At 69.4% G+C, this 10,576-nt stretch carries 11 protein-coding genes and 1 pseudogene; 2 read left to right on the top strand and 10 right to left on the bottom strand.

Features of this window, described 5'->3' with window-relative positions:
- Positions 1–2 precede the first annotated feature (2 nt).
- From FE633_RS26500 to FE633_RS26530, 7 genes are all read right to left on the bottom strand, one after another.
- Complete coding sequence (locus FE633_RS26500) at positions 3–1,031, bottom strand: asparaginase (RefSeq protein ID WP_138047701.1); 1,029 nt, start codon at positions 1,029–1,031, stop codon at positions 3–5.
- On the bottom strand, positions 1,028–2,470 hold the full coding sequence (locus FE633_RS26505) for an amino acid permease (protein ID WP_138047702.1): 1,443 nt from the start codon (positions 2,468–2,470) through the stop codon (positions 1,028–1,030). Before FE633_RS26505 ends, FE633_RS26500 begins: the two co-directional genes overlap by 4 nt.
- The gene (locus FE633_RS26510) at positions 2,467–3,219 is read right to left on the bottom strand and encodes a FadR/GntR family transcriptional regulator (RefSeq protein WP_138047703.1); all 753 of its coding nucleotides are present in this window, start codon (positions 3,217–3,219) and stop codon (positions 2,467–2,469) included. Before FE633_RS26510 ends, FE633_RS26505 begins: the two co-directional genes overlap by 4 nt.
- Positions 3,220–3,327: 108 nt before the next feature.
- The gene (gene crcB / locus FE633_RS26515) at positions 3,328–3,702 is read right to left on the bottom strand and encodes a fluoride efflux transporter CrcB (RefSeq protein WP_138047704.1); all 375 of its coding nucleotides are present in this window, start codon (positions 3,700–3,702) and stop codon (positions 3,328–3,330) included.
- Positions 3,699–4,055 (bottom strand): DUF190 domain-containing protein, encoded by a 357-nt coding sequence (locus FE633_RS26520; RefSeq protein WP_138047705.1) that lies wholly within the window; start codon positions 4,053–4,055, stop codon positions 3,699–3,701. Before FE633_RS26520 ends, crcB (FE633_RS26515) begins: the two co-directional genes overlap by 4 nt.
- On the bottom strand, positions 4,052–4,525 hold the full coding sequence (gene crcB, locus FE633_RS26525) for a fluoride efflux transporter CrcB (RefSeq protein ID WP_138047706.1): 474 nt from the start codon (positions 4,523–4,525) through the stop codon (positions 4,052–4,054). Before crcB (FE633_RS26525) ends, FE633_RS26520 begins: the two co-directional genes overlap by 4 nt.
- A 52-nt stretch (positions 4,526–4,577) precedes the next feature.
- Entirely contained in the window at positions 4,578–4,970 is a 393-nt protein-coding gene (locus tag FE633_RS26530) for a nuclear transport factor 2 family protein (protein WP_138047707.1), read from the bottom strand.
- Between the two features lie 55 nt (positions 4,971–5,025).
- On the opposite strand from FE633_RS26530, the gene FE633_RS26535 reads away from it, so the two are divergent.
- Positions 5,026–5,595, top strand: coding sequence for a PadR family transcriptional regulator (locus tag FE633_RS26535; protein WP_138047708.1), 570 nt, complete (start codon positions 5,026–5,028; stop codon positions 5,593–5,595).
- A gap of 69 nt (positions 5,596–5,664) precedes the next feature.
- Positions 5,665–7,221, top strand: coding sequence for an AMP-binding protein (locus FE633_RS26540; RefSeq protein WP_138047709.1), 1,557 nt, complete (start codon positions 5,665–5,667; stop codon positions 7,219–7,221).
- 79 nt (positions 7,222–7,300) lie between these two features.
- Here the strand turns inward: FE633_RS26540 and FE633_RS26545 are convergent, their stop codons facing one another.
- The 3 genes and pseudogenes from FE633_RS26545 to FE633_RS49845 all read right to left on the bottom strand — a co-directional run.
- Positions 7,301–8,863: a glycoside hydrolase family 53 protein gene (locus FE633_RS26545; protein ID WP_138047710.1), complete on the bottom strand. Its 1,563-nt coding sequence runs from the start codon at positions 8,861–8,863 to the stop codon at positions 7,301–7,303.
- 87 nt (positions 8,864–8,950) lie between these two features.
- Entirely contained in the window at positions 8,951–9,877 is a 927-nt protein-coding gene (locus FE633_RS49840) for a beta-galactosidase (RefSeq protein WP_425473230.1), read from the bottom strand.
- Positions 9,866–10,576, bottom strand: a pseudogene (locus tag FE633_RS49845) (beta-galactosidase); the annotation flags it as partial. The pseudogene FE633_RS49845 and the gene FE633_RS49840, both read right to left, overlap by 12 nt.

Raw genomic sequence — 10,576 nt, forward strand, 5'->3', positions numbered from 1 at the left:
GATCAGACCTGCGGGAGCGGTTCGAGTGCACGGGCCGGCCGGATGCTCCCGACCACCGCGCCACCCCCGAGCAACGGCGCTTGAACGAACTCGGCGAGCGCGTCCGGGTCGACGCCGCAGCGCGCGAGGGCGGCCGCGACCACGGGCACACGGGCCCGGTCCGCCCCGTCGGCGATCTTCACGGCGATGGCACGGCCGTCAGGGAGCGCCGCGACGTGTACGCCTTCGAAGCCGTCCTTGGTGAGCAGCCCCGGCACGGCCCGCATCAGCGCGGCCACGTCGCGCCCCGTTCCGGACGCCATCTCGGCGTGCTCGCGCATCGCGTCGGCCACGCGCGCTTCGGGGGTGCCGGGCGGGGCGGTGGTTATCCGGGCCGCGGCGCGCGCGAGCCCGTGCAGCGAAACGGAGAACAGGGGCGCCCCGCAGCCGTCGACGGACACATGCGCGACCGCCTGCCCGGTGAGGTCCTCGACGAGCTCCGCGATCGCCTGCTGGAGCGGATGCGCGGGATCGAGGTAGTCGTCGAGCGACCAGCCGTTCAGCAGCGCCGTGTACACCATCGCCGCGTGCTTGCCCGAGCAGTTCTGGGCGAGCCGGGACGGCAGCCGCCCCGCGCGGATCCAGTCGTCCCGGACGACGGGGTCGAAGGGCAGGTCCGGCACGTTGCGCAGGTCGTCCTCGGCGAGCCCGGCCAGCTCCAGGATCCGCCGGGTTCCGGCGAGATGCCGTTCCTCGCCGGAGTGGCTGGCCGCGGTGAGCGCGAGCAGCTCCCCTTCGAGCGGCAGCCCGGCCCGCAGCAGCGCCACGGCCTGTACGGGCTTGAGCGCCGAGCGCGGATAGAAGGCCGCCTCGATGTCGCCGATCTGCAGTTCCACGTCTCCGTCGGCGCCGAGTACGACGACCGAGCCGTAGTGGATGCCCTCGATGACACCGCTGCGCACGAGATGAGCCACGGGCGCGTGCAGCGGTTCGCGTACAGCGGGCGCCTCTGCGAGTGAACTGCCGTACTCGGCAAGCGTGTTGAGGCTCAAGCGTCCACCCCCGACTTTCGTACGGCCGCCACCCGGCCGCGCACCCCGTACCAACCCGCCACCAGCGCCGCCACGATGATCGGCAGACAGAGCACCGTCGTACGTCCCGGTCCCCCGTCGGCGTACATCAGCACGAGCACGGAGGCGAGGAAGAACAGCGTGACGAGCTCCGTCCAGGGCGAGCCCGGCAGCCGGTAGCTCGGCCGCTCCAACTGCCCGTCCTGCGTCTTGCGCCAGAACACCAGGTGACTGATCATGATCATGCCCCAGGTGGCGAGGATGCCGATGGCCGCGAAGTTCAGCACGATCTCGAAGGCGTCCGCGGGGACGACGAAGTTCAGGCCGACACCGAGCACACAGATCCCGCTGGTGAGCAGGATCCCGCCGTACGGGACCTGGCTGCGGCTCATCACGGAGGTGAACTTCGGCGCCGAGCCGGACATCGCCATGGAGCGCAGGATGCGGCCGGTCGAGTAGAGCCCGGAGTTGAGGCTGGACATGGCGGCGGTCATCACGACCAGGTTCATCACACCGCCCGCGGCCGGGATGCCGACGTTGGAGAGCACGGTGACGAACGGGCTTTCCCCGGCGGTGTACTTGTTCCAGGGCAGCAGCATCGACAGCAGCAGTACCGAGCCGACGTAGAAGAGACCGACGCGCCACATGATGGAGTTGATGGCCTTCGGCATGACCTTCTCGGGGTTCTCCGTCTCGCCCGCCGCGACACCGACCAGCTCGACGGAGGCGTACGCGAAGACGACGCCCTGGACGATCAGCAGCATCGGCAGCAGGCCGTTGGGGAAGATGCCGCCGTTGTCGGTGATCAGCGAGGGACCCGGGGTGGTCCCGTCCACGGGCTGCTGAGTGACCAGCAGGAAGATTCCGATGAGCATGAAGGCGACCAGCGCGCCGACCTTGATGATCGCGAACCAGAACTCCAGTTCGCCGAAGATCTTCACCGAGATGAGGTTCACGGTGAGCACCACGGCGAGCGCGATGAGCGCGATCACCCACTGCGGGATGTCGGAGAACATCCCCCAGTAGTGGGTGTAGGTGGCGACCGCGGTGATGTCGGCGATGCCGGTGGTCGCCCAGTTCAGGAAGTACATCCAGCCCGCGGTGTACGCGCCCTTCTCACCGAGGAACTCCCGGGCGTACGACACGAAGGCGCCGGACGACGGCCGGTACAGGACGAGTTCACCGAGGGCTCTGACGACGAGGAAGGCGAAGATGCCGCAGACGGCGTACGCGATGAAGAGCGAAGGACCGGCGTCGGCGAGGCGGCCGCCGGCACCGAGGAAGAGTCCGGTGCCTATCGCGCCGCCAATGGCAATCATGTTGACGTGCCGGGACTTCAGGGACTTGCTGTACCCCTCGTCTCCGGCGTCCACGTGACTGGCCGGCTTACTTAGCTCTTCGTGGAGGGACTGCTCACTCACGCCGGGGTCTCGCCTTCTGTGGGGGTGTTCGTGTTTTCGGGGCTGTCAAGACCCTCGGGGCGCACGATCGCGGTGAGGGTCGTCTCGACACGGTCGAGGTGGTGGGACATGGCCTCGGTGGCGTCATGCGCGCTGCGGTCGATCAACGCCTCGACGATGGCCCGGTGTTCGCGATTGGACTGCTCGCGTCGGCCGCCGAGTTCGTTGAGGAACGCCGACTGGCGGGCCAGCGCGTCGCGAATCTCCTCGATCACGCGCCGGAAGACCGGGTTCTGCGCGGCCTGCGCGACGGCGAGGTGGAAGAGCGTGTCCATGGCCACCCAGGCGGTGGTGTCGGTCTCGCGCTCCATCCGGTCGAGCAGGTGGGCGAGGTGGTCGAGGTCCTCGGGCGTGCGGCGCACGGCGGCGTAGCCCGCGACGGGGATCTCGACATGGCGCCGGACCTCTATGAGGTCGCTGGCCGCGTAGTCACCGAAGGTGGGGTCCACGACCGGCCCGGTGGAGACGACGAACGTGCCCTTGCCGGTACGGGAGACGGTCAGGCCCATCGTCTGCAGGGCCCGCAGAGCCTCCCGCAGCACGGGCCGGCTCACCTCGAGACTCCGGCACAGCTCCGCCTCGGAGGGCAGCTTGTCCCCGACGGCGTACTCGCCACGCTCGATCGCACTGCGCAGATGACTGAGCACCGCTTCCATCGCACTGACGCGACGCGGCATCGAGCCACCTGTCTGGCTGTCTGACAGGTTCACGCAGGTGATCCTGGGGGGAATGGGAGGTGACTGTCAAGGGTTCACGGGCAACCCGCCGGCCCCCGCCTTCTCAGAGCACTCCGGCGACCAGGAGCCCGGACCTGCGGACTACGCCCACAGGGCTTCAGCGATCGAAACCCCGGCAAATGCCGCGCCGAGCCCCGCGACCACGCTCGCGGTCACATTGGCGGCGGCGTAGAGACGGGCCCCGTCCTCGGCCAGCCGTAGGGTCTCGTACGAGAACGTCGAGTAAGTGGTGAGCGCCCCGCACAGGCCGGTGCCGAGCAGCAACTGGAGGTGCGAGGAGGCCGCTCCCGCCGCGGCAGCACCGGTCAGCGCGCCCAGGATCAGACTGCCGACGACGTTCACGGTCAAGGTGCCCCAGGGAAAGACCGTGTCGTGCCGGGACTGCACCGCCCGGTCGGTGAGATAACGCAGGGGTGCGCCGACCATTCCGCCGGCGATCACCAACAGCCAGTTCACGAGGACTTCTTGCCTTCCTCGCGTCCGATGTACCGGATGACCTCACAGTCGTCGAGCATCACCAGCCCCTCCCCCACCAGCTCGTCGAGCTCCGGCAGAAAGGCGCGCACACGTTCCTCCGTGTCCACGATGACGACGGCCACGGGCAGGTCCTCACTCAGCGACAGCAGCCGCGAGGTGTGGATCAGTGAGGACGCGCCGAATCCCTCGATGCCCCGGAACACGCTCGCGCCCGCGAGCCCCGCCTCGCGCGCCCGGTGCACGATCTGCGAGTACAGCGGCTTGCGGTGCCAGGTGTCGTTCTCGCCGATGAAGATCGTCAGGCGCAGTGCCGCGCCGGTGAGCCTGGTCATCGCCGTCTCCATTCCAGTACCCGGCGCGTCGCCGTCACCGCGAGCCATACCGCCGCGAGCGCGCCGACGAGGGTCGCGGCGAGATATCCGAGGCCGGCCCGGGGACGGCCCGCGTCGACCAGCTTCTGGATGTCGACGGCATACGTCGAGAAGGTGGTGAAGCCGCCGAGCACACCGGTGCCGAAGAAGGGGCGGACCAGCCGATGGGCCGCCCACACGTCAGTGATCACGACCATGAAGACACCGATCACGGCACACCCGGAGACGTTGACCCAGAACGTCGCCCAGGGGAACGCGCCCGTCTGCGCGGGCCAGATCAGCGAGGCCGCGTACCGGGCGCTCGCGCCGAGCGCGCCGCCGGCCGCGACCACCGCCACGACCGGACCCTGCCCGCGCCACACCGACGGCCGCGGGGCGGACACGCGAAGTTCCCCGGGTCCGTCCACCTGCTCTGAGTGGGGAGCTGTCATGGGCGTGCCTCTCCTGGTCGCGGCAGGAGATCAGGCTAACTCCGCAGGCTGATCAGGCGCCCGCCGCCTCCTGCGCGATGCGGTCGAACTGGGCCGCCATCGCCTGCTGGAGTGCCTGGGCGGCCGACAGCGGACGGACCATGACCATGAGGTCGTCGATCCGGCCGTCCTCGTCGAAGTGCAGGAGGTCGCAGCCCTGGATCTCCCGGTCCCCGACGCGCGCTTCGAAGACGAGGACCAGGTCGCGGCCGTCAGCGTCGGCGATCTCCCGGACGTACCGGAAGTCCTCGAAGACACGCATGACGGCGCCCAGGATCGCGGCGGTGATGGCCTTTCCGGCGTACGGCTTGAAGACCACCGGGCTGGTGAACACGACGTCCTCGGCGAGCAGGTCGACGACTGCCCCGTGATCGCCGTCCTCGACCGCCTTACGGAAGGGGTTCATTACACTCCTCATAGTCAATTTGTTGATTAGGTGTGTCGGAGAGTACGCTCTCCGCATGGCACTGCGCAACGCCCTGTTGGCCTCACTGCTCGACGGCGAGGCGTCCGGCTACGACCTGGCGAAGAACTTCGACGCGTCTGTGGCCAACTTCTGGATGGCGACGCCCCAGCAGCTCTACCGCGAGCTGGACCGCATGGCATCCGAGGGGCTGGTCGAGGCCAGGGTCGTACGGCAGGAGCGCAGGCCGGACAAGCGGCTCTTCGCACTGACGGAGGCAGGCCGGCGCGCGCTGCGCGACTTCACCGCCGAGCCGCCCCGGCCCACCGCGATCCGCGACGAGCTGCTGGTCAAGCTGCAGGCCGTGGACGAGGGCGACGAAGCGGCCGTACGGGCGTCCGTCGAGGAACGCGTCGAGTGGTCCCGGGCGAAGCTGGCCCGGTACGAGCGCCTGCGGCTCCGGCTGCTGGACGGACGCGGCGAGGAGGAGTTCTTTGCCGAGGCCGAGCGGGTGGGCCCGTATCTCACCCTGCTGGGCGGTATCGCCTTCGAGTCGGAGAACATCCGCTGGGGCGAGCGGGTGCTCACGATCCTGGAGCGACGGGCGGCGGCGCGCGCGTCGCGGTGACGGCGGGGGTACGTACCTCCGGTGACGACTGAGGTACATACGTAGGAACACCGACCCGGAGGTGCTGTCGTGTACTACCCGTTGACCGTCCGTGACTTCCTCGACCGCGCGGCCCATGTGTATCCGGACCGCGTCGCCGTCGTGGACGAACCGGAGCAGCCAGGACCGAGCCTGGGAGAGCTCACCTACCGGGAGCTGGCGGCGCTGGCCCGTGCGCAGGCCGCCCGGCTCGACCATCTCGGCGTCCCCGTGGGCGGCCGGGTCGCGGTGGTCTCGCAGAACTCGGCACGGCTGCTGACCTCGTTCTTCGGTGTCTCCGGGTGGGGGCGCGTCCTGGTGCCGGTCAACTTCCGCCTCACTCAGCCGGAGATCGACTACATCGTCCGGCACTCGGGCGCCTCCGTCGTCTACGCGGACGCGTCCTGCGCGGACATGCTTGACACGCTGGACGTCAAGCACAAGTTCGTGTGGGGCCGGCATGACGACGAGGAGCTGTTCCGCCACGGCACGGCGCCGCGGGAGTGGCCGGAGCCGGCCGAGGACGCCACGGCCAGCATCAACTACACATCCGGAACGACCGCCCGGCCCAAGGGAGTTCAGCTCACGCACCGCAATCTGTGGCTGAACGCGACCGTGTTCGGTCTGCACACCACGATCAGCGACCGTGACGTCTATCTGCACACCCTGCCGATGTTCCACGCCAACGGCTGGGGCATGCCGTACGGCGTCACGGGCGTCGGGGGCCGCCACATCGTGCTCCGTCAGATCGACGGCGCCGAGATCCTGCGCCGCGTCGAACGGCACGGTGTCACCCTGATGTGTGCGGCGCCCGCCGTCCTGAACGCCGTGCTCGACGCGGCGGCCGACTGGGACGGCGAGATTCCCGGACGCGACCGGGTCCGCATCGTCTGCGCCGGCGCGCCGCCGCCGACCCGCACCATCGAGCGCGTGATGGGCGAGCTCGGCTGGGAGTTCATCCAGATCTACGGCCTCACCGAGACCTCCCCGCTCGTCACGGTCAACCGCGGACGTGAGGAGTGGGACGACCTGGAGTCCACCGAACGCGCCCGCCGACTCGGGCGGGCAGGCGTGCCCGCGCTCGGCGTGCGCGTGGACGTGGACGTCGACGGCGAGGTACTCACCGCCTCGAACCACAACCTGGACGGCTACTGGGACCAGCCCGAGGAGACGGCGAAGGCGCAGGCGGGCGGCTGGTTCCACACCGGCGACGGCGGATACGTCGACGACGAGGGCTACTTGGTGATCTCCGACCGCAAGAAGGACGTCATCATCTCCGGCGGCGAGAACGTGTCGTCGATCGAGGTGGAGGACGTGATCACCTCGCATCCGGCGGTGCGCGAGGTGGCCGTCATCGGGATCCCCGACACCCGATGGGGCGAGCTGGTCACCGCGCTCGTCGTGACGGACGGATCGGGTGTCACGGCCGAGGAGTTGATCGCCCACTGCCGTACCCGGCTCGCCGGTTTCAAGACCCCCAAGCGGGTCGATTTCGTCGACTCGCTGCCGCGCACGGCGACGGGGAAACTGCAGAAGTTCAAGCTGCGTCGGCCGTTCTGGACGGACGGCGGGGCCGAGGGCGGGGGCGGGGGCGATGATCGGCGATAGCGGCGGTAGTCGGCGTTAGCCGCGGTACATGACGGAAAGCCCGCCCACGCGGTGCGTGGGCGGACTCCGTATCAGGGTGTCACCGGCGGTTGAACAGCGACATCGCCGGAAGCGCCCGGTCGTCGTAGCCGAACAGTGCCTGGTTCTCCCAGCCGTTGCCGGAGGACGGGTCGGTCGGGTCCCAGCCGTTGCCGCTGACCGCGGTCCAGGTGGACTCCCAGTAGAAGACGCCGAGTCCGCGGCCGTTCGGGACGGCCTCCACGATGTTCATGATGTCCCGCAGCCAGGCGGTCTGCCCGGCCGTCGAGGCCGGGTACCCGGACACCAGCTCACCGGTGGTGTTGATGATGTCCTCGTGCGCGTCCTCGCTGCCCAGCCGGAACGGGTAGGCCGTCTCGGCGACGTATACGGGCTTGCCGTACCGGGACGCCGCGTCGTCGAGGGTGGTCTGGAAGTCGTAGAGCGAGCCGTGCCAGTAGCCGTAGTACGACAGCCCGATGACGTCGAACTTCACGCCGTTGTTGACCGCGTTGTCGAACCACCAGCGGGTGCCCGCGAGATCGCCGCCCTTGGCCAGGTGCAGCGCCACGGTCGTGGACGAGTTGACCGCCTTGACCGCGTCGTAGCCCGAGTTGAGCAGCCCGGCGAGCTGGGACCAGTTGTTGGTGGAGCCCTCGTTCCAGAGCATGCCGCCGTTGATCTCGTTGCCGACCTGCACCATGTCGGCCGTGGTGCCCTGCGCCTTCAGCGCGCTCAGAACGTCGTACGTGTGGTTGTAGACGTCCGTCTTCAACTGGCTGTACGAGTGGCCGGCCCAGGCGGACGGCTTGGACTGGGCGCCGGGGTCGGCCCAGGTGTCCGAGTAGTGGAAGTCGACGAGCAGCTTCATTCTCTGCGCTTTGACCCGCTTGGCCATGGCCAGCACGCGCGCCTTGTTGTTGTAGCCGTCGGCCGGGTTCACCCACACCTTGAGGCGGGCGTAGTTCTGCCCGGCGGACTTGAGGATGGCGAGCGCGTCCCCGGTCGATCCGGAGCTGGTCCGGTAGACGCCGCCCCGGGCCTCGCTCTTGGCGAGTGACGAGACGTCAGATCCCTTGACGGCCAGTCCGGGTGTCGTGCCCGAGGTGAACGTCAGATCGTCTACGTTGATCCAGTTACCCGCGTTGGCGTCGGAGTTGATGCTGATCGTGCACTGGTTGTTCGTCACTCTGATGGGGACGACGATCCGTATCCACCCGCTGCTGGAGACCGGCAGGTCGGTGCGCTGCTCGGCGCTTCCGCAGTTCTTGAGCGCCAGGTAGGCGGACTTCTGGCCGCCGCCCGAGCGCACCCAGGCCCGAAGGGTGTAGTTCCCGTTGGTCAGCCCGGAGAGGTACTGGTAGGTCTCCACCTTGTACGCGGAGGAGGAGTAGTGCGTCAGGCGGTAACTGCCACTGCGGCCACCGGACTCCCTGAAGGAGGCGCCGGTGGAACCGTACTCCGACCAACCGCTGGGGGTGGCGGCACCGGCGCCGTCCGCCTCGAAGCCGGTGTTGGTGAGCGTGCTCGCCGCCTGCGCCGACGGTGCGGGCAGAGCGGCGAGGGCGAGCCCGGCCGCGAGCGGTGGCAGCAGGGCTCTGAGGGTGCGTCTGGGATGGAACATCGTCGTCCGTCGTCCCTTCGACATGTGGGGATGGGGGGTGCCCCTCCGCCCGCGGCTCGTGGGCTCGCACGGGCGGAGGGAGTCGGTTCAGCCGTCGAGCCGTACGACCCGGACGGCCCCCGCCGGTACCGCGAGGCGGCCCGCGGCGGGTTCGCCCGTCAGCAGCTCGGTGCCGTGCGCCTCCAGCGGCACCTTGGTGTCCGACGAGGTGTGGTTGATCGCGAAGAGGTAGGTGCCGGACTCGCCGGTGCGGCGCACCACTTCGACGTCGCGCGGCAGCTCGGCGCGCGGTGTGATCCGGGCGTCGTCGGCGGCCCAGCCGAGGAGGGCGTCCAGGCCGTCGGATGCCAGGCGCGTGGCGACGTACCATGCGGAGCCCTCGCCGAGCCGGTGCCGGGTGATGGCGGGACGGCCCGTGGCGAGCCCGTCGGCGAACGTCCACACGGTGTCCGCACCACGCGGCACCACGAACTCGGTCCATACGTCGCCGGTGAGCTCGGAGCCCTCGGGGCCGGTGATGCGGACATGGTCGCCCGGCAGCAGCGGCGAGAACTCCTCGACGGTCAGGCCGAGTACGTCCCGCAGCGGTCCCGGGTACGCGCCGTCGTGCACGGCGTCGTGCTCGTCGACGATGCCGGAGAAGTACGAGACGACGAGGGTTCCGCCGTTCTCCACGTACTCCGTCAGATTCCGCCCGGCGGCTTCCGTCATCAGATACAGCGCGGGCACGACGACAAGGGGATAGGGCGACAAGTCGGCTTCGGGGTGGGCGAAGTCCACCGTGAGGTGACGGTCGTAGAGGGCTTCGTAGAAGGCGTCGGCGCGCTCGCGCGCGTCGTGGTCCTCGCTGGGGCGCCACTGGAGGTTCTGCGCCCACCAGGACTGCCAGTCCCAGAGCACGGCCGCGTCGGCGACGGTTCGGGTGCCGCGAATCTCGCTCAAGGAGTCGACGGACGCGCCGAGTTCGACCACCTCGCGCCACACCCGTGTGTCCGTACCGCCGTGCGGCAGCATCGCCGAGTGGAACTTCTCCGCTCCGCGCCGAGACTGCCGCCACTGGAAGAACAGGGCGCCCTCGGAGCCGCGGGCCACATGGGCGAGGGAGTTGCGGGCCATCTGGCCGGGGGCCTTGGCCGGGTTGCGGGGCTGCCAGTTGATGCCGGACGTGGAGTGTTCGAGCAGCAGCCAGGGCGCGCCGCCCGCCACGGAGCGGGTGAGGTCGGCGGCCATCGCGAGGTTCACATGCGTGCGCCGGCCGTCGGTGATCAGGTAGTGGTCGTTGGTCACCAGGTCGACCTCGCTCCCCCAGGCCCAGTAGTCGATGGAGTCGCACTGGCTGAGAGCGGTCATGAAGTTCGTGGTGACCGGTACGCCGGGTGAGAGGCGGTGCAGGATGTCGCGCTCGGTCACGAAGTTCTCGCGCAGGGTGGCGTCGGCGAAGCGCTTGTAGTCCAGCGCCTGGGCCGGGTTGCCGACCGTGGGAGTCACGCGGGGCGGGTTGATCTGGTCGAAGTCCGCGTACCGCTGGCCCCAGAACGCGGTCCCCCAGGCCTCGTTGACCGCGTCGACCGTCTCGTACGTCGCCCGGAGCCAGCGGCGGAAGTGGGCGGCGCAGCTCTCGCAGTAGCAGGCCGAGACCGGGACACCGTATTCGTTGTGCACATGCCACATCGCCAGCGCGGGATGGCCGGCGTACCGCGTGGCGAGCCGCGT

Origin of the sequence: Streptomyces montanus (assembly GCF_005786655.1) — a bacterium.
In the GTDB taxonomy this organism is placed as follows: domain Bacteria; phylum Actinomycetota; class Actinomycetes; order Streptomycetales; family Streptomycetaceae; genus Streptomyces; species Streptomyces sporangiiformans.

Coding starts and splice junctions, on each gene's coding strand:
- crcB (WP_138047706.1), bottom strand. CDS start 4,525: ATGACAGCTCCCCACTCAGAGCAGGTGGACGGACCCGGGGAACTTCGC.
- FE633_RS26545 (WP_138047710.1), bottom strand. CDS start 8,863: ATGTTCCATCCCAGACGCACCCTCAGAGCCCTGCTGCCACCGCTCGCG.
- FE633_RS26530 (WP_138047707.1), bottom strand. CDS start 4,970: ATGAACCCCTTCCGTAAGGCGGTCGAGGACGGCGATCACGGGGCAGTC.
- FE633_RS26520 (WP_138047705.1), bottom strand. CDS start 4,055: ATGACCAGGCTCACCGGCGCGGCACTGCGCCTGACGATCTTCATCGGC.
- FE633_RS26535 (WP_138047708.1), top strand. CDS start 5,026: ATGGCACTGCGCAACGCCCTGTTGGCCTCACTGCTCGACGGCGAGGCG.
- FE633_RS49840 (WP_425473230.1), bottom strand. CDS start 9,877: ATGCTGCCGCACGGCGGTACGGACACACGGGTGTGGCGCGAGGTGGTC.